The 18,716-nt window shown below is 62.9% G+C and carries 18 protein-coding genes; 9 read left to right on the top strand and 9 right to left on the bottom strand.

Annotated elements, in window-relative coordinates; genetic code table 11:
- Positions 1 to 17: 17 nt before the first annotated feature.
- A complete protein-coding gene (tsaE, locus tag KF691_15380) occupies positions 18 to 749 on the bottom strand; it encodes a tRNA (adenosine(37)-N6)-threonylcarbamoyltransferase complex ATPase subunit type 1 TsaE (GenBank protein MBX3390830.1) in 732 nt (243 codons plus the stop codon).
- A 20-nt stretch (positions 750 to 769) separates the two neighbouring features.
- Complete coding sequence (gene thiL / locus KF691_15375; protein MBX3390829.1) at positions 770 to 1,678, bottom strand: thiamine-phosphate kinase; 909 nt, start codon at positions 1,676 to 1,678, stop codon at positions 770 to 772.
- A gap of 98 nt (positions 1,679 to 1,776) precedes the next feature.
- Here thiL and KF691_15370 point away from each other — a divergent pair, with 98 nt between their 5' ends.
- A complete protein-coding gene (locus KF691_15370) occupies positions 1,777 to 2,844 on the top strand; it encodes a methyltransferase domain-containing protein (GenBank protein MBX3390828.1) in 1,068 nt (355 codons plus the stop codon).
- On the opposite strand, the gene KF691_15365 is transcribed toward KF691_15370, so the two are convergent.
- Positions 2,816 to 4,288 (bottom strand): hypothetical protein, encoded by a 1,473-nt coding sequence (locus KF691_15365; protein ID MBX3390827.1) that lies wholly within the window; start codon positions 4,286 to 4,288, stop codon positions 2,816 to 2,818. The two genes, KF691_15370 and KF691_15365, sit on opposite strands and share 29 nt — an antisense overlap.
- A gap of 61 nt (positions 4,289 to 4,349) precedes the next feature.
- On the bottom strand, positions 4,350 to 4,571 hold the full coding sequence (locus KF691_15360) for a hypothetical protein (GenBank protein ID MBX3390826.1): 222 nt from the start codon (positions 4,569 to 4,571) through the stop codon (positions 4,350 to 4,352).
- A gap of 29 nt (positions 4,572 to 4,600) precedes the next feature.
- Between KF691_15360 and KF691_15355 the strand changes: the two genes are divergently transcribed.
- Both KF691_15355 and KF691_15350 read left to right on the top strand, forming a co-directional pair.
- Positions 4,601 to 6,082 (top strand): L-serine ammonia-lyase, encoded by a 1,482-nt coding sequence (locus KF691_15355; GenBank protein ID MBX3390825.1) that lies wholly within the window; start codon positions 4,601 to 4,603, stop codon positions 6,080 to 6,082.
- Positions 6,083 to 6,165: 83 nt separating this feature from the next.
- Positions 6,166 to 7,299, top strand: a complete 1,134-nt coding sequence (locus KF691_15350; GenBank protein ID MBX3390824.1) for an IS5 family transposase — start codon at positions 6,166 to 6,168, stop codon at positions 7,297 to 7,299.
- Positions 7,300 to 7,383: 84 nt separating this feature from the next.
- Here the strand turns inward: KF691_15350 and KF691_15345 are convergent, their stop codons facing one another.
- On the bottom strand, positions 7,384 to 8,127 hold the full coding sequence (locus KF691_15345) for a hypothetical protein (protein MBX3390823.1): 744 nt from the start codon (positions 8,125 to 8,127) through the stop codon (positions 7,384 to 7,386).
- A gap of 33 nt (positions 8,128 to 8,160) precedes the next feature.
- Between KF691_15345 and KF691_15340 the strand changes: the two genes are divergently transcribed.
- Positions 8,161 to 8,583 carry an NUDIX domain-containing protein gene (locus KF691_15340; protein MBX3390822.1) on the top strand — a complete coding sequence of 141 codons (423 nt, stop codon included), beginning with the start codon at positions 8,161 to 8,163 and terminating at the stop codon, positions 8,581 to 8,583.
- A gap of 336 nt (positions 8,584 to 8,919) precedes the next feature.
- Here the strand turns inward: KF691_15340 and KF691_15335 are convergent, their stop codons facing one another.
- A complete protein-coding gene (locus KF691_15335) occupies positions 8,920 to 9,798 on the bottom strand; it encodes an FKBP-type peptidyl-prolyl cis-trans isomerase (GenBank protein ID MBX3390821.1) in 879 nt (292 codons plus the stop codon).
- A gap of 69 nt (positions 9,799 to 9,867) precedes the next feature.
- Between KF691_15335 and KF691_15330 the strand changes: the two genes are divergently transcribed.
- Positions 9,868 to 11,406 (top strand): hypothetical protein, encoded by a 1,539-nt coding sequence (locus KF691_15330; protein ID MBX3390820.1) that lies wholly within the window; start codon positions 9,868 to 9,870, stop codon positions 11,404 to 11,406.
- An 85-nt stretch (positions 11,407 to 11,491) separates the two neighbouring features.
- On the opposite strand, the gene KF691_15325 is transcribed toward KF691_15330, so the two are convergent.
- A complete protein-coding gene (locus KF691_15325; protein MBX3390819.1) occupies positions 11,492 to 12,268 on the bottom strand; it encodes a class I SAM-dependent methyltransferase in 777 nt (258 codons plus the stop codon).
- Positions 12,269 to 12,421: 153 nt separating this feature from the next.
- Here KF691_15325 and KF691_15320 point away from each other — a divergent pair, with 153 nt between their 5' ends.
- From KF691_15320 to KF691_15310, 3 genes are all read left to right on the top strand, one after another.
- On the top strand, positions 12,422 to 13,033 hold the full coding sequence (locus tag KF691_15320) for a hypothetical protein (GenBank protein MBX3390818.1): 612 nt from the start codon (positions 12,422 to 12,424) through the stop codon (positions 13,031 to 13,033).
- A gap of 99 nt (positions 13,034 to 13,132) precedes the next feature.
- Entirely contained in the window at positions 13,133 to 13,738 is a 606-nt protein-coding gene (locus KF691_15315; GenBank protein MBX3390817.1) for a PEP-CTERM sorting domain-containing protein, read from the top strand.
- 70 nt (positions 13,739 to 13,808) lie between these two features.
- Positions 13,809 to 14,423, top strand: coding sequence for a hypothetical protein (locus KF691_15310; GenBank protein MBX3390816.1), 615 nt, complete (start codon positions 13,809 to 13,811; stop codon positions 14,421 to 14,423).
- A gap of 437 nt (positions 14,424 to 14,860) precedes the next feature.
- Here the strand turns inward: KF691_15310 and KF691_15305 are convergent, their stop codons facing one another.
- Both KF691_15305 and KF691_15300 read right to left on the bottom strand, forming a co-directional pair.
- A complete protein-coding gene (locus KF691_15305) occupies positions 14,861 to 16,042 on the bottom strand; it encodes a deoxyhypusine synthase (GenBank protein ID MBX3390815.1) in 1,182 nt (393 codons plus the stop codon).
- Between the two features lie 211 nt (positions 16,043 to 16,253).
- Positions 16,254 to 17,309: a hypothetical protein gene (locus KF691_15300; protein MBX3390814.1), complete on the bottom strand. Its 1,056-nt coding sequence runs from the start codon at positions 17,307 to 17,309 to the stop codon at positions 16,254 to 16,256.
- A gap of 120 nt (positions 17,310 to 17,429) precedes the next feature.
- Here KF691_15300 and KF691_15295 point away from each other — a divergent pair, with 120 nt between their 5' ends.
- Positions 17,430 to 18,668, top strand: a complete 1,239-nt coding sequence (locus KF691_15295; GenBank protein MBX3390813.1) for an aminopeptidase P family protein — start codon at positions 17,430 to 17,432, stop codon at positions 18,666 to 18,668.
- The last annotated feature ends 48 nt before the right edge of the window (positions 18,669 to 18,716 follow it).

Genomic DNA, 18,716 nt, shown 5'->3' with positions numbered 1-18,716 from the left:
GACCCCGGAGGGCGGCATTAGTTCTCTTTTTCGTCGTGGCTCGCGCGGTCCGGATCGGGGGATGGAATGCCTTCCCGGGGCGCCGCGTCATAGTCGGCGTCGGTTGCTTGGCGGCCGATTCGGTAGGCGCCCGAAAACCATCGGTTCAAATCGGCGAGTTTCTCTCGTTCTCCGGCAAACGGGTATGTAGTACGCGTCGGTTCAACCCAGGCGCCCGAAATCGGACACCGGGTCGGTTCGCGCTCGATGAATTCCGTGGCAAGCGGTCTTTTCGTGAATGATTGAGGCAGGGAGATATCGAGCCGCCGCGTCGAATCGCCGAGATTGGCAAGCCGAATCCGGAGCGAGTCCGGCGATGCACCAAACGCCCCGGAGATCCGTGCCGGCCATTCCACGATAATCACGCGATCGGGTCGAGCGCTTCCGGCCGGGTCCACCGATCGGTCCCATCCCGCGGCGTCGAGATCGTCGGATGAATGCAGCCGATACGCATCGACGTGAACAAGCCGGAGAATGCCCCGAACTCCGCGCCCCAGCGGGTACTCATTGATGACCACAAAGGTCGGGCTGCTCACGAGCCCCGGCCCAACTCCAAGTGCTTGCGCGAACCCCCGAACAAATGCCGTTTTGCCAGCGCCGAGGTCGCCTTCGAGCAGCACGATGTCGCCGCCGCGCAGCAAAGCAGCTACTCCTGCACCGATCGAAGCGGTGTAATCGGCGCTAGTGCTGGTTCGGACAATCTGCGTCACAGCGGAATCATTGGAACGCTTTATCGATGCTCCCAGCCCAGTTCGTGGGCGTCAATTGTGGCCGTGCCGTCGAGAATGCCGCACCCGCGTCCGTTCCCGACGCTCCCGATGCGCGAGATCCTCAGCCCGCCGGGCAGCAGCGAGTCAACCGCGCCAGCGGCAGCGAACAAGAGCTCGTAGTCCTCGCCATCAGAAGCGGCGCGACGCCAGTCCGAACTCTCGCCGGGGATGAGATCAGAACGAATCTCGAATCGGGCGCTCGAAGCGCTCGCCATTCGTGTCGCGTCGCGTCCCAGCCCGTCGGAGATATCCATCATCGCGTGCAGGCGTGGACCGAGAGCTTCGGCGAGCGCTCGGGCCTCTTGCAGGCGGGGCTCGAACGTCAGATGCTTTCCGAGCCCGGTCGCCGCGTCGAGCGTGCCGCCGAGCGTGCCTGTGACGTAAATGCCGTCTCCAGGTTGAGCACCAGAACGGAGCACCGCTCCACGCGATGGATGCGGCGAACCGACGATTGTGACCGTGATCGTGAGCGGGTCGGTCGCGCACGGAAGAGATGCGATGTCGCCTCCCACCAGCGGGCACTGCCAGTGCTCCGCCCATCCCTTCATCGACTCGAACAGCGCGTCCGCGTCCGGCTGCGGAAATCCGCGCGGCAGAGCGCCAGTTGCCAGCGCGCAAACCGGTGTTCCCGCCATCGCGGCAATATCTGAAAGAGAGCGGGCGATCGCCTTGCGCGCCACAAGATCGAGCGGCGTCCCTTTCCGAAAGTGGCGACCCTCAATGACCTGGTCGACCGTCAGCAGGCAGTCGGTGTTCGCGATTCGCACAACGGCGCAGTCGTCGCCCGGGCCGGTGGTGACCTGGGGAAACTTGCGGGCCAGCGATCCTGAGCGCTCGGCGATTTTCGCAAGAAGTTCGCACTCTCGCATCGCATCAGCGTAGCCGCCGATGCAGCCGAATATCGCGGAACGGCGCTTGCCGCCCGCAAAGGAGTATGGGACGCTTGGCGCAACAAAGGAGTCTGGCCATGGCGATCAATCAGGACAAGCTCAACAGCCTGCTCGGAAAAATCGTTGGAGACTTTGGCGGGGCAATGAGCTCTGTGCTCGTGACCATCGGCGATCGTCTCGGTCTGTACAAAGCGATGGCGAAGGCGGGCGAGAAAGGCGTGACGCCTGCTGATCTCGCGCGCGATACCAACACAAACGAGCGCTACGTGCGCGAGTGGCTCTTGAATCAGGCCGCGGGCGGATACTGCGAGTACCGGCCCGCCGAAGGCCGCTTTGTTCTCACGGAAGAGCAAGCGTTCGCGTTGGCGGATGATTCGAGTCCGGCGAACATGGTCGGCGGCTTTCTGGTTTCCAATTCGATGGTCAAAGACGAAGACAAGCTGATGGAGGCATTCCGTTCGGGAAAGGGAGTCGACTGGGGATCGCACCATCACGATCTCTTCCACGGAACCGACCGCTTCTTCGCCGCAAACTACCGCGGCAATCTGGTCGGCAACTGGATTCCCTCGATGGATGGCGCGGAGAGTCGCCTGAAGTCCGGCGCCGTCGTGGCCGACATCGGCTGCGGGCACGGATCTTCGACGATCCTCATGGCCCAGGCTTATCCAAAATCCAGATTCATCGGCTTCGACACGCACGGACCGTCCGTCGAGTTCGCGAATCGCGCCGCGAAATCGGCGGGCGTCTCCGATCGCTGCAGCTTCGCGATCGATTCCGCGACAACAGTCAAGCCGCAGGAAGGCGGATTCGATCTGGCGTGCTGCTTCGATTGCCTGCACGACATGGGCGACCCGGTGGGCGCAGCTCGCAACATCCGGAAAACGCTCAAGCCCGACGGATTCTGGATGATCGTCGAACCATTCGCGAACGACAAGGTCGAAGAGAATCTCAATCCCGTCGGGCGCGTCTATTCCGCGGCATCCACCATGATCTGCGTCGCCCACTCCCTCTCACAGAACGGTCCGGCGCTCGGGGCGCAGGCGGGCGAGGCTCGTCTTCGCGCCGTGGTTTCGGAGGGCGGGTTCACCCGTTTCCGGCGTGCAACGCAGACTCCATTCAATCTGGTGCTCGAAGCGCGACCGTAGCCGAGTGTCGGCGCGGAGCTTCGAGTAGAAGATAGAGAAGGTCGTCCGTAAACGGGGCGTTGCTCGTGAGCTCGATGTGGTCGCCTTGCAGAAAGCGGACACTCGACCATGCGATCGGCGAATCGAGGCGCGCTTTCCATCCGCCGCCCGTGCGTTCATCCATCAACGCGCTGGCGCGTGTCACCGTTCCGTCGCCGGGGGCCTGTTCAGAAACCGTGAGTTGGCCGCTCCGGTGGTCAACTGTGATCACGCTCGGGGTGGGGATGGTGTCGCCGGCGATCAGGTGAATCGGAACCGGGGATTCGCCTATCGGTCGATCGAGCGCCGCATGCAGTTGCTTCGCGCGCTTCAGGCACTTCGACAACTGGTCGAGCGCGATCGCGCGGCGTTGCTCCGCGTCCCCGACATCCGGCAGCAGCCAAGCGACGTACCGATCCTGCCTCGCATCCGCAAGCCCCCAGTTGTATTTCTTCCACGTTTCAACGTCGTAGAGATCGATCGCCTTCCGCGTTTGCGAATCGATCACCCGCGCGTGTCTCGTCCGCGGCAAGAGCTCATAGATCGAAGGCATCGTGCCCAAGAACGCCGGCTGATAGGTGGGCGTGATCGGCGAGTACGAGACACCTTCGACCATCTGCTTCAGCGCGAGCACGGAACCCGCGCTCGGCGTTCCGACAATGATCAATTGATCGATGAACTTGGCGCCCTCCCAGCTGGGCTGAGGAAGCGATCCGTCTTCCGGCAACGCCTGAGTCCCGTACCTCAGGTAATAGAGAGCGACGAGCCCACCCATCGAGTGCGCGACGACATCCACCTTCGCGGGCCTGCCGTCGGCGCGTGCATCGGTCGCGAGCCCCGCGGCATCGCGCACGAGGCGGTCCAGCCGCGCCGCGCTCTCCGAGATGTCACGCCGCCAGTCGTAGTCGAACTGAAAGCAGGTGTAGTGCAGCCCGGCGTAGTCGATCGGCCCCTCGGCCTCTGTCTTCGCCCGAGACGCTCGCGCGATATCGCGATCCACATACTTTCCCGCCGCCAGCGAACGGATGATCCCTTTGTACGGTTCGAGCGCGTTTACTTTGAGCAAGCCCACGTTGGCCTCGAGCGATTCGAGCACGCCGTCGGGCTCGACATCGTCTGTGAGTTCACTGAGCGACGCACCCGAACGCATCGGAAGGCAAAAAAGACGAGCGCCCTCGGGATAGTCCGTGTCGGTCGCGCCGTAGGTGAATGCCCCCCAGACGACTTTGCCCGAGCCCTTCTCCACGAGGTTGGAGCCGAGGATTCCGGGAATGACAACCACCGGGTTGCGCTCGCTTCCGATCTTCTGCGCCGATTCCTCGTAGATCGCCTTGAGGTCCGGCGAGCGTGCCGAATTGGTTGCGCATCCCGGCGCGAGAACGGCCAGCGCCATGACGGCGATTGCGAGCGCGATAGATCTGCTCATGCAAGCGTGGATGCCGGCCGTACCCGATTGTGGCGGCAGAAGTCGGCAGTCGTGCGGAGAATCAGCGGGCGAGGCGTGCCGTAAGCCAGCGGATCGAGCCGACCGCCAAGAGCGCTACGGGGAATCCGACGAGCCAACCCAAGGCGGTCGCCTTGAATGTCCGGGCTGGGAGATGGGAATCAAGTCCAAACCAGGCGATCGAAAGCACGACCGCCGAGCAGGCGGCCACGATCAGCGAGAGCAATGCCAAAAACACCAGTTCCGCACCGCGCTTTGAGAGCATGACACTGGTATCGGCATACGCTGTGGCGTATGCCGCAGATGCAAGATCCGTTGCCGGGCGCGATACGTACGAACAATCAGAAAGCCATGGAGTCGATCTCGGTCTTTGACATCTTCAAGGTGGGGGTCGGGCCCTCAAGCAGCCACACGATGGGGCCGTGGCGGGCGGCACAGCGTTTCCTCGACGCGGTCGCATCCAAGGCGACGCTCGCTCGCGTTCGCCGAGTACGGATCGATCTTTATGGCTCGCTCGCCAAGACCGGACACGGACACGGGACCGATCTCGCCGTCATCCTCGCGCTCAGCGGCGAAGACCCCGAAACCTGCAAAGTCGAGGGGCTGACCCTCCGCGTCGAAGAGATCAAGCAACGGGGGCTTCTTCAACTAAGCGGCCGTCATCCGATCGACTTTGATTTCTCGCGCGATCTGCTTTTTCACATGGGCACGGCACTGCCGTTCCACCCAAACGGAATCACTTTCACGGCGACGCTTGACGATGCATCCGTCATCTCCGAGACGTACTACTCCGTCGGCGGCGGATTCGTCGTGCAGGAAGGCGAAGCCCCGAGCGGCAGCCACGCGCGCAAACTCCCCTTCCCGATCGAGCACGCATCGCAATTGCTCGGATACTGCCGCGCCCAGGACGCGAGCATTCCCCAGATCGTCGGTCGCAATGAACTCACCTGGCGCACCGGCGCGGAGATCCGCGAAGGGCTCCTCAAAATCTGGCGCGAGATGCAGGCGTGCATCTGGCGCGGCTGCAACACCGAAGGCGTGCTCCCGGGCGGCTTGAACGTGGTTCGCCGCGCCGCGCGCATGAGCCGCAAACTGTTGAAGAGCGACACCGCCCGCGATCTTCCGCACGATCTCGACGAGTGGACCGACGCTGTGACCGTCAGCGCCCGCGATTTCGAAGCCATTCTGAAATGGGTCAGCGCGTTCGCGCTCGCGGTCAACGAAGAAAACGCCTGCTTCGGGCGTGTCGTTACAGCTCCGACCAACGGCGCCGCCGGCGTCATCCCCGCCGTGATGATGTACGCCCGGTGCTTCAAGAGCATGAGCGACGACGCGACAATCGACTTCATGCTCGCCGCGGGCGAAGTGGGGAGTCTCTTTAAGAAGGGAGCGACTATCAGCGCCGCCATGGGCGGCTGTCAGGCGGAGATCGGCGTGAGCAGCGCGATGGCCGCGGCAGGCCTCACGCAGGTGCTCGGCGGTTCTCCAGGTCAGGTTCTCATGGCGGCAGAGATCGCGATGGAACACCACCTCGGCATGACCTGCGACCCCATCGGCGGACTCGTGCAGATTCCCTGCATCGAGCGCAACACCATGGGCGCGATCAAGGCGATCACCGCCGCGAACGTCGCGCTCGAAAGCGACCCGGCGCAGGCAAAGGTCACGCTCGATCAGGTCATCGCCACGATGTGGCAAACCGCCAAAGACATGCATCACAAATACAAAGAAACGGCAGAGGGCGGGTTGGCGGTGGCGGTGAGCATCAGCGAGTGCTGAAGAGGCACGAGGCACTAGCAGGCTGTTGAAGAATCCCGCAAAGCCCGCGCAACCGGAAGTTTCCGGCGTGCGAAGATGAGGGCATGAAGGGCACACCCGGTCGGCAGGCGGCGATCTACCACACGTTCAACGTCGAAGATTTGATCGAGACTGGCCATCCGCTGCGGCCGATCAAGCGGATGGTGGACGCGGCGCTCGCGGAGATGACCCGCACGTTTGCCGCGGCGTACAGCAGCCTCGGGCGGCCGGGCATCCCGCCCGAGACGCTGCTCAAGGCGCTCCTGCTGCAGTGTCTCTACACCATCCGGTCCGAACGCGAGCTGTGCAGGCGTCTGAAGACCGACCTCCTCTTCCGCTGGTTCCTGGATTTGCAGCCATCGGACGAAGTGTTCGACCACTCGGTCTTCACGCACAACCGCGACCGGCTGGCCGAGCACGGCATCACGAGGAAGTTCTTCGAGCATGTGGTGAAGCAGGCGATCGATGCGGGATTGACCAGCGACGAGCACTTCACGGTGGACGGCTCGCTCATCCAGAGCCACGCCTCGCTCAAGAGCCTGAAGAGGATCGAACGCGAGGCGTCGGACAAAGACGACGATGGACCATCGGGACGCAACCCATCGGGGGACTTCAAGGGCGAGCGGCGGACCAACGCGACGCACGCCAGCACGACCGACCCGGAGGCGAAGCTCTACAAGAAGGGGAATGGGGTGGGAGCGTTCCTCTGTCACTCGGGCCATGCGCTCACCGAGAACCGGCACGGGCTGGTGATGAGCGTGCGGGTGGATGAAGCCAACGGCACGGCCGAGCGTGCCGGCGCGCTGGCGATGCTCGATCATGTCGAGTGCCGGCACGGGGTGCGTCCATCCACGCTGGGTGCGGACAAGGGGTACGACGCGGGGGCGTTCCTGCTGGCGCTCGAGGAGCGCTGGATCCGGCCGCACGTGGCGATCAAGGAGGGGAAGATCGACTGGGCGAGCACGCGTGCGGACGAGGGAACCTGGGCGAGATGGTTCGTCCGCGGCGAACGACGGAGCGCCGCGTTCAAGAAGAGCCAGCGACGAAGAAAACTGGTGGAGGAGTTCTTCGGATGGGTCAAGACGGTGGCGGGGATGAGACGGGCCAGGCACGTGGGACGCGAGAAGATCGGGCAGTGCTTCGAGCTCGCCGCCGCGGCGTACAACCTGGTGCGGATGCGGAAGCTGCTGGCGGCGTGAGCGGTGCGGGAAACCAGCCAGCAGGAACGATGCCGCCGGGGAAGTGCTCAAATCGCCGGCAATCGGCCGTTGTTCAACAGCCTGCTAGGTGGGAGCGTTGCATTCGGGGCAGGATGTGTTTGGTGGAAGGCCGGCGAGGGAGTAGCCGCAGGATTTGCAGTGGCCGGTGCGGTGGCGCTTCATGCGTCGGATGAGTGCGAAGGAGAGCGGGACGAGGGCAAAGGGGAGTGCGAAGAGAAGAGAGTTGGCGGCGAAGCCGAGCGGGATGGGGCGGAACGAAATTGTGCGACCGTTGGGATCGTTCAACGCGGCAGGGAGAGGCGGAAGGACTTTCAGTTGCCACATCGAGCGCGGCAGTAACTCGCCCGCAGGCACGTACAGCAGGGATGAGAGGCTGAGAAGGGGCCAGCCGCTGGCGCGACCTTCCCAGGTGGTGAAACTCGAATCGTCGTCAGGCGGAAGCGGCATCCATGCAGGCCAGATTCTGGGAGGCATCATGATGTCGCCAGCGCCCATTGGCCACGGCACCATGCGTCTTGAGTTGGTTGGGCTCATATCGGAAGCGATCCGTTCGGCGATTTCATGGCTGAACTTCGTTTTGGAACTGATCGTGACGACGTAAAAGCCGGTGCGATAGCGGAATTCGGCATCGAAATGTTCAACATAGATTGGTTGGCCCGAAGGCCGGATGTTCGCGGGTGCTGAGTCACCCACCTTGTAGACCTGAGCCGGCCGAAGTGACAGCCACCACGCGACTGCGATGTTGGTCACCGCTCCGCAGAGAAGGCAGATTGCAAGGGTGATGATGGTGCGGCGGCGTTTGAGCATGTGAAGCGATTGCAGGTGGGTTATGGTACCGGAATGCCCAACGAACCCCGATACTGCTGCGCGATCCTGATAGATTCGCGCGGCAGGTACGTGTTTGAGCGCCGACCTCGGGATGAGGCGGATGCGCCGGGGATGTTGACATGCTTTGGAGGCGGACGCGAAGATCGCGAGAATGCGGAGTCGTGCCTGCGGCGCGAACTGAAGGAAGAACTGGGGTTTGAGGCGAGCGAACTGGAGCGGGTGTTTACGTTGCGGACGCCTCGGGGCGAGGCGTGGTTTTATCGGATAGCGCAAGGTGCGACGGGTCCGGAGGAGGGGACGGTTCGCGCGCTCGAAGCAGGGTTTGAAGTTGTGTGGGTGGAATCGGGGAGTGAACTGATGAAGGAAGTAGGGGCGTGGCACCGCGTCGTATTCGATGCCCTTGCCCGCGGCGAGCGCGAAGCCCGTGTCGACTAGGTTCTGTCTGACGGATCACCTGTACGGCGCATGTTCGGCGCGACATGCTCATTTTCAGCGTTTCCGCATGGTTCACTCCTGACGATCAACGCTGTTTTCGATCCGTCAGACAGAACCTAGAGCAGTCTCATTTCAAGCAGCGCGTTGGCAAAGAGACATTTCAAGCGATCAACGGCGTGCCGGAAGAGCCCGAAGCGCAGCGAGGGCACCCTTGCAGCCGACATCAACGCTGGTACCAAGAGTCTCCGCGCGTGGCGTGAGTTGAAAACGCTCCAAGCACGAAAAAAGGGCGAGCCGTTGGGCTCGCCCTTCTCAATGTTGAATTGCTCCGAGAACTTACTTTCCTTCCGACGACGCATCCGCCTTCGGCTTCTTCGGGCCGAGATTGCGGACTCCGATCAGATTCAGTTCGATCGTGCACGGAACGTCGCCCGCGCGCGTGCTCCCCGACTGCGGGTTCACCTTGTTCATCTGCGCCGGCACGACGATCTTCCGCTTGCCGCCTACTTTCATCCCCTCGACGCCGTACTGGATCGGCTGAAATTCGTTCGGAATCCAGACGTACGGGTCCGTAGCCGTCACTGTCTCGATGACTTTTCCATCGGCATCGGTAATCGTGTGCGTCGTCACCGCGACGAACTGACCGCTCGCCTCTTCGCCCGTGCCCTCCTTCTCATCAACCACCTGCAGCGCGTCGACCAGCTGAATGACGAAGACGAGGTCCGAATTCGGCGGGATGCTCGCGCCCGCGCCGCGCTCGCCATAGCCGAGCGCCGCCGGGATGATCAGGCGACGAACGCCGCCGACCTTCATGCCGGGCACGCCTTCCTGCCAGCCCTTGATCACGCCGTTCAGCGGGAACGCGACGGGCTCGCCCCGCCGGAACGCCGAATCGAACTCCGTGCCGCCGTTCTTCAGCGTGCCGTGGTAGTACGCCACGACCGCGCCTCCCGGCTTCACCTCATAACCGTCGCCGATCTTGAGGTCCTCGATGATCAGTCCATCCGCCAGTTCCTGCCGATTGACCACCGGGCCATCCGGAACGGGAACCTTCGGGGGCGGGGGAGGCAGCACATCGCCCTCGGGCTGCGGCGAGCCGCCCTGGGCCGGCGTGGCCTGCTGAGCGTGTTGCGGACCTTGTTTCTGAGCGGGGTCGCCGGCGTAGCACATCCCGGCGGCAAGCACGAGCGAAAGAGCGGCAGTCAAAGAGCGCATTGCAGTATTCCTTTCAAGAAGGGAGACAAGGGTAGCCGGGGGCGGGGGTGGTTGCGATAGGCTGCGGACGTGACGCCCGTTCTATCCCCGACTTTTGTGCTTCCGCTGGAGGGTTCGCCCGACGGACGGGTCATGGAACCGGGACTCGCGTTCAGCGGATCGCCTCCGATGTTGTACGTGCTGGAGCCGGTGTGGAACGCGACGTGGGGCAAGTGGTTCTTGTGGCACCTCCCCAGTTTTGGCGCCGCGGTCTTACTGATGACGCTGGCGCTGACTGTTTGGTGGATACGAAGAGTGTGGGTGCGTCCGCGGGTGGCGGGGCAGATGTACTGCCGCGGCTGTAACCATCAGTTGGCGCGCCCCCAGTTGAAGTTGAACGAGAAGAAGCGTGCCGTGTGGGCGGATGCGGAGTCGAAGTGTCCTGAGTGCGGTGTGCGGCACAAGCGCGGGCCGGTGCGGGGAAGGGCACGCTGGGTGCGGCTGCTGATTCCGGCACTGGTAGCGCCGGTGGTGATGTTCGTGTGCGCGCTGGTACTGGTGGCGACGCTGAAGTTCTTTATCGCGTCGCCGTGGGGAGGAACCACGTGGCCGGTGATGGGAATGGAGAAAGCGTTCGGATCCTGGGCGCTTGAACGGCGCGCTGGCGCTCTTTTCTCGCAGTCGCTTCGATTGCTCAAAGTGGATCCGGAGACGGGCAAGGCAGACTCGCTAGGGATCATCGACAAGTGGGGAGGAGGCGGCCTGGAGTTTGTGACGCCCAGCGGCGAGTTCGTGGTGATTGCGATGAATCTGGAGGACGAACTGCTGGTGATCGACACGCGGAGCGGTGATCGGAAGAGCTATTCGATTGCCGAGAGCGATCAAGAGGCAGTTTCCGCTTACGTGCTTCAGTTTGGTCGGGACGGGAACTCCGCGTTCATCAACCGAAACTTTGTCGAACCTTCGGGGAAGGTGATGAACGAGTTGGTGAAATTCGAGCCGCGGAGCGGGCGGATGGAGGTTGTCGGAACGGTGGAAGAGTTTCCGGCGTTTGGTGGGCCGGGCACGCACACGAACGGGCACTTCGAGCTGATGGAGCTGCCCGATCGGGTGATATGGGTGCATGTGACGAGTCGGACGAACACATCGGGGCGCGGGGAGGAAATCGTGCTGCGTTGGATGGCCGGTCGGATGCTGACGGAGTGGACGGAGACAACGGCGAACGGATCGTTCTCGGTTGATTTCAGTGCGGATGGATCGCGGTGCCTGGTGAATGACTTTGTCGCTGGGTCCACGGTCGTGTTCGACATGGAGTCGGGGCAGAAGGTGGACGCGCCGGCGACGAAGCGGCGGGAGCGACCAGAACCGTGGGGTCCGCGGATCGGCTACGCCGGTCCCGGGCGGGCGGAGGTGCGGGCGATAGGAGGCGGGCGCGATGTTGTGGGATCGCTCGCGATTTCGAACACGGGGATGACGCTGGCGGCGACGGACGACGGACGATTCGCCGCGGCAATCGGCGATCGGGACGTGCCGCCATCGTGGCTCGGTTGGCTGCTCGGCCTGCCGCCCACCAAAGGGGCCGAGCTCCGGATCTGGGACTTGCAAAAACTGATCGACTCCAAGCCCTGAATGCCGCACTCGATCAACCGATAGAAGTCGATTGTGAGTTCGGCCGAATCGGGCGCCGCCCGTGAACGCTGTGGGGACACCTCGTTCACTCGCGCCGGAACAAGTACACCCCGAAGCCCATCGTCGCGCGTCCATGCTTCCGATACAACGCATGCCAAGCTCGCGAACGCTCCAGCATCGCCGGAACATCCTTGTCTTCAGGATTCTCGCGCGCAAACCGCTCGATGTTCTCGGAGTACGCGTTTTCGTATACGTCCCATTCTGCTTCGCTCGCAGCGACGGACCACACCAGCCGAAGGCCGTGCGTTTCTCCAAGCCGCTGATTCGCCTCGTGCGAATCCATCTCATCTTCTGTCGTGCCAAGCGCCTTCAGATACTCCGCTTCCGGCTTCTTTCTCCAGTAACCCTCGCCAAGCAGAACATGCCCGCGCGGCGTCACCAGCCGCGCCATCTGCCCCATCGCCCGATGTTTGTCGAGCAGCGCGTGCGACGACCCGATGCAGCTCACAAAATCAAAGCTGCCGCCCGGCAACAGCGGCACGACATGCTCCGCATCGGTCAGCCGAAAACTGATCCGTTCGCCAACTCCTCTCGCCGCGGCACGCGCCCGTGCCTCTTCCATCATGAAGGCCGAGTTGTCAATCCCGAGCGCCCGGAACGGCGCTGCAAATCGCTCCGCCAGACGCACGAGCAACTCGCCCTTGCCGCACGCGATGTCCAGTGCCGACGCGAGCGGTGCCGCGGCCGGCGCGCGGTGCGCCGCTTCGATGTGCTCCAGCGCAGCCTCCATCGAGACGCCGGAAACCGGGTTGCAGTACGCGTGCGAAGCATGCGCAAGCGCGGAAAAGCGGGCGCGGTCCATGTTCCAAGGGTAATCAGCGAGCCAAGCCCTCCCCAGAATTGCCAGCAAATCGCCTGAAACCCTGCAAGATTTCCCTCTCGGCGCGCAAGACATGTCGACGACTCAGTCGTTTGCACTGAGCGAAACGAAATACGACGAGACCGGAGAATCGATATGAAGCACGGAACAATCGTTTCGGCGTTGGGTGTGATTTTGTCCGCGACCGCATCTCAAGCAGCAATCACCGGTGTCACCGGCTCCGCCACCTGGCTCGGCGTCGCGCCCCCAAGCTGCGTACCCGGCGCGCTCACCGGGCCCACCGTCTACACCTGGGATGAACAGCAGAACGTCTTCACCGGCGGCGTCTTTGTCGACATGGTCAACAACCCGGGTTCCAGCGGCGGCGCGATCTCCGGCGTCATCGGCGGCAACTTCGACAGCCACTTCCTGCATCTCGAGGACTACACCGGTGTCGGCCCGTTCATCGGCTCGGTCACTTTCAGCGGCCAGATCATCGGCGTCGTCTTCGTGAACACGACGCTCGACAGCACCGACGCCGGCTTCGGCGCGCTCGGAACCGCCTATCCCACCACCTACCCCTTCCGCGGCCTCAACACCCAGTCCTCATTCTCGATCAGCGGCAACACGCTCAAGTTCAATCTGTGGTCGATCTCGCCGGTGCCGGAAGTCGTTCAGATTCGCGTGCTCACGCACCCCGTCCCCGCGCCGGGCCCGCTGGCGCTGCTCGGTCTCGGAGGCCTGTGCGTCGCGCGCCGCCGCAGGTAATTCCAAATTCGCCCGCTCAGCGGGTCATCGCATTCGAACCACTTTTCAAGCATCCGGATGCTGAATCCGGCATGCAGGGGGATTCCCATGAAACTTGCAATGTCCATCACAGTGTTGGGGCTGTTCACAGGTCTTGCTTCCGCGGCAAACGCTGCAATCACCGGAGTCTCCGGCGCCACCACCTGGCTACCGCTCCCGCCGGCTTCTTGCATGCCCGGTGCCCTGACCGGACCCACGGCGTTCGCGTGGAATGAAAAGCAAGGCCTGCTCGTCGCCAACGTCGCTTGCAACATGGTCAACAACCCGGGCGCAAGCCCCGGCGCCGTCGCCGGTCTCGTCAGCGGCGTGGTCGACAGCCACTTCATCCACTTTGAGCCCAACACCGCCACGCAGATCGTGAACGGGCAGGTCACCTTCGCCGGCAAGATCCGCGGCGTGATCTTCAAGCAACTGCTGCTCGATATCACCGATGTTCCGCTCGGCTCGCCCGGCACCGTCTATCCGACCGGCAATCCGTTCCGCGGCCTCAACGCGTCATCGATCTTCACGATCAACAACAACGTTCTGCACTTCCACTTCGCGGCGCCCGTGCCGACCTCCGACCTAATCGAACTGCGCGTCCTGACCGAGCACGTCGTTCCGGCGCCGGGCGCGATGGCGCTCCTCGGCCTCGGCGGGCTGGGCGCGGCACGCCGGCGTCGATGACCAAGAGCCAAAGAGCATCAACCTTTGAGAGCAAACAAGAGTCAGCAATCAAAATCTAGGAGCATCGATCATGAAGAACTTGACCGCGGCATTGTGTGCGATGATTGGTCTGTGCGGCGCCGCCAACGCCGCGATCACCGGTGTGACAGGGCAGACCACCTGGCTGGGCTCGCCCCCGGCTTCGTGCGTGCCGCTGGCGCTCACCGGCTTCAACGCCTACGCCTGGGATGAACAGCAGAACATCACGCTCGCCACGCTGGCGGTGGACATGACCAACAACCCAGGCACCAGCGCGTTCATGATCCCCGGGTTGCTCGGCGGCACGTTCGACAGCCACTTCATCCACTTCGAGGGCATTCCCGGCGTGATCAGCGCGCAGGGAACCGTCACCTTCGCGACCAACATCGTCGGCGTCATCGTCAAGCCGCTGACGCTCGACAACTCCGACGCCACCTGCGGCTCGTTCGGCACCGTGTATCCGACCACCTATCCGTTCCGTGGCATCAACACGACGATCCCCTCGTTCTTCTCGATCAACGCCAACACCATCACGTTCAATCTCGCGGCACTCTCCGCCGTCGGCGAAGTAGCACAGATCCGCGTGATCACCGACGCCGTGCCCGCGCCCGGCGCGTGCGCCCTGCTCGGAATGGGAGGCATGATCGCGGCGCGCCGGCGCCGGTGATCCACCGGTGACCCGCCGACCACCCGACAAAAACCGGTCGCTCGCGTTCTTCTCGCAAGATCGCTCGGTACAACGAACATTTGTTCGGAGCGCCGAAACATGATCACACAGACGCACTCAGGGCCTGGAGGCCTGCTTCGCGAGTGCATCGATCGCCCGTCCGCTCCTTGAGTCGGCGGGCGGTTGCAATTCGTTTCCGATTAAGAAGATGAGCTGACTTCCCGACGGCAGGGCGAAGCCCTGATCGGCAATGGCCGGTGGTTGCGGCGTAGCCGCACCACCGGTCGATAGCGCCACCCGTTTCATTTCAGGCCGAAGGCCTGAACGAGCGAAACGACAAAAGGCCCCGCGTCGAGCGGGGCTTGTGCGAAATCGGATGGCGAGTGAATCCACCCCCTGCGCGCTCTCTCCGGGAGAGGGTTTCGGAGGAGTGGGGGTTAGCGGCCGGCGGTCTGCTTCATGCCGAGCTTTCCCACCGTCTTCTTCACGCGGCTTGTCTTGATCTCGGTGAGCAGCCTTTCCGCGGCCTGCTTCTCGTAGAGATCGGCGAACTTGAACGCCTTGCGCTTCTTCCACTCGCCGCGGTGATACGCATCGCTCGCGAGGATCGGGAAGAGCGCCGACAACTCGCCGAAGACCATCTGCTCGTGGACGACATCGACCTTGCCCCAGGAGCAGGCTTCGCGGAGGGTCGAGCCGGAGAGAGCGCCGTCGCGGCTGTCGGCGACGGTCATCTGGATGGCGTACTTGTGCATGCCGATGTCGCCTCGGGCCTTGCCGCCCTTGCGCTCGTTGAGCAGTTCAGCGGCAACCACGATGTCCTGGGCGAAGTTCTTGGGGACGCCGCCGCCGAGCATGAGGAGGCCGGTGTCCTTGCAGGCCAGTTTGATGTCAGTCAGTTCGCGGAAGTCCTTGCCGCTGTCGAAGGCGACCTGGCCGCGGCCCTGCTCGATGGCTTCGGTCTGCTGCAGCACGATGCCGAAACCCGCGGAGCAGTCGCTGAAGGCGGGGCAAAAGATCGGGACGCGCTTCTGGTAGGCGGTCTTGACGAGCGATTCGTTCTTCGGGTGATTCTCGACGAGGTACTTGCCCATCGCCTCGATGAACTCGCGGCTGCTGTACGCCCCGGGGGCGAACTGGTTGAAGATCTCGTAGGTCGCGTCGTCGCAGTCGCGGAGATCGTCCTCGTTGATGTAGGTGTCGTAGATGCGGTCGATCATCCAGTTGCGGAGGGTCATGTCATCGACGGGCGGCGCTTCGGGCGAGCCGGGGGCGATGTAGTGCTTGAATCCCAGGCCCTCGAAGAAGTCCTGATCGACGATGTTCGCGCCGGTCGAGACGATGGCATCGACCATGTTGTTCTCGAGGAGCGTGATAATGGCCTTCTTGAGTCCTGCCGACACAAGCGAACCGGCGAGGGTCAGGATGACCGCGCACTCCTTGTCCTTCAGCATCATCGAGTAGATGTCCGCGGCATTCGCCAGCGTTCGGCTCGAATACGCCATGTCGCGGTAGCTGTCGATGATCACCCGCGCATCAAACGCGGTGATATCGATGTGCTCGATGGGGCGGGAGAGGAGTTGCTTTTTGGTCCAGGTGGATTTGGTGTTCTTGGCCATTGTGGGCTCCAAAGAGTCCAAAGCGCCAAAGTTCCAAAGCGCCAAAGACGGGCAGAGCCACCTTTGGCAATTTGGGTCTTTGGCCCTTTGGCGATTTCCTGCAGGCCAAGCCCCCCTGGCCGGTTGCGAGTTGTTCTGGGTGCCGCGGGGGTGACGCGACGACAAATCATACGCGCCTCGCACCGCAAAGTTCGTCACACTCAGGCGCTTGTTACTGGCAGATCAGCCGGTTGTACGCATCCACAAAGATCACGAAATCAGAGTCATCGACAAGTCCGTCGTCATTGAAGTCCGCCGGACAGCCCGCAGGCATCGACGGATCGCCGCAGTCCAGGATGTTGTACATCACCGCAAAGAGCACGAAATCGGCGTCGTCCACGTAGCAGTCGCCGTTGATGTTCGGGCGACACGCGAGGTTGAAACCGGTCACCAGAATCACCCGATCGCCGCCGTTGAATGTATTGAAGAGAAAGTGACCGTTGCGCGGATCGCGCGTGCCGCCCTCGGCGCCCGTGAGCCCCGAGATCAATTCGCGCCGGGTCGCAAGTATCGGATCGCCAGAGGCGTCGAGGTCGTAGCACGCGATCTTGCCCGTGTTGTATTCGCTCACCAGTACGCTGTGCTTGGTGAATCCGGGATTGCCCGGCTGGACAAACACCAACCCTTCGGGTCCGCCGCCGATCCCGATGGTTGTTGGCGCGCCGGTGATGTTGTACGTTCCCGATCCGTCCGCCGAGAACGCGAGGTCCGCCCAGAGCGATGCGTTGTACGAAGATGCTTTCATTCTGCCCTCGCCTGGAAAACCGGCGGGAACAAACTGCACGCTGCCCGTCGAGCCCGCGAAGAAGGGGGCGAGCGACACTTCCTTGTCGGGCCCGGTTGACAACGGCTTGATCTGCCCGATCGCATGCTGGCTGAATCGCGTGAAAAAGAGCACGTTCCCGGGTCCGAAGGTCAGCCCGCCATCGATGTTCGGCGCCGTCGCGAACAACTCGGCCGTCCCGTCGAATCCGTCGATAACCCCTTCCGCGTCGCGCGTCACCCTGATCGAATAGATGGCGCCGCCGTCCTGATTCGCCGCGCCTCCGATGAGCATCATGTCGGGATCGTCATACTTAAAAGTCACACCGCCGTACGGCACGGGCACGCCCGGAACACTTCCGAGTTGGCGGATCGAGTAGCACCCGCCGAAGTCGGGGTTGATGGTTTGCGCCGATGCGATACCCGCGCTCGTGCAGACAATTCCAAAAGCGATGCTGAACTTCATCAGGCTCTCTCCTTCGGCTTCGAAGGCCGGAACCCCTATTCTGTCTGCACACACACGGTAAACGCAAGACCCTTCTTCCCACAAATCTATTGCATTGGTTCTCGGACGCAGGAGCGCGTGATGGAACTTCGATCGCTACAGGAATTCATGGGGGAGCGCCGGATCGACGCCTGGCTGCTCCACGATTTCCGCAACACCAATCCGATTTTCCTGCGGCTCTTTCCCGGCAAGCGCCACGTAACGCGGCGATCCTTCGCGATCGTGCCGGCGCAGGGCGAGCCGAAGCTGATCACGCAGAGCCTCGATGAGGGCGCGTTCGCGACCGGGGAAAGCACCAAGGCGCTGAAGCGGGTGGTCTACTCGGGATGGAAGGATCTGCACGCGACGCTCGCGCGCGAAGTCGGGATGCTCGGGCGCGTCGCGATGGACTATTCGCCGGGCGATGCGCTGCCTGTGATGGACGTCGTACCCAGCGGTGTGCTCGACGTGGTGCGCAATATGGGGCTCGAGGTGGTGTCCAGCGCCAACCTCGTGCAGGTCTCCATCGCGCGGTGGGGCGCGGAGGCAAAGAAGAAGCACGACACAGTGAGCAAGCACACCGGCGAAATCATGCCCGGTGCGTTCGCGTTCATCGCCGAGCGACTCCGCGCCGGCAAGGAAGTTTTTGAACTCGAGGTCGCGGAGTGGGTACGCGCGCAGTTTACCACAAAGGGGCTCGAGTGGCCGGACGGCCCGATCGTGAGCGTGAACGGGCATGCCGCGGACCCGCACTACGAACCGATTGAGCGCACGCCGACAAAGATCAACAAGGGTGATTGGGTGCTGATCGACATGTGGGCGCGGGTGAAGGGCGAGCGCGACGGCGAAGAGAATGTGTACTCCGACATCACGTGGACGGGGTTTGTCGGGAAGGAAGTGCCGCCGGGGATGAAGCGGGTGTTCGATTCGGTGCGCAACGCGCGCGATGCATCGGTGAAGCTCGCGCAGGAATCCTGGAAATCGGGAAAGGCGGTTCAGGGTTGGCAACTCGATGAAGCGGCGCGCGGGGTCTTCGAGCGCGACGGGTTCCTGCCCTTTGTCAAGCATCGCACCGGGCACAGCCTCAGCCCGGGTGTGATGGTGCACGGGATGGGGATGAATCTCGACAACTTCGAGACGCGCGACACGCGCGAGATGCTCGGGGACATCGGCTTCACGATCGAGCCGGGGCTTTACCTATCGAAAGAAGAGGCGGAGCGCGTCTGCGGCAAGGGAACGCCGAGCTTCGGCGTGCGGAACGAGATCAATGTGTATGTCGATCCCAAGAACGGGCCGCAAATCACGAGCTGCGTGCAGAACGAGCCGGTTTTGATCGGGTAAGTCGTTTGCTCGTTCTATTGGACGGATCGCGCAGAAACAGCCGATAGG

Source organism: Phycisphaeraceae bacterium, from assembly GCA_019636555.1.
GTDB lineage: Bacteria > Planctomycetota > Phycisphaerae > Phycisphaerales > UBA1924 > JAFEBO01.
This window is presented reverse-complemented; position numbering and strand designations above follow the sequence as displayed.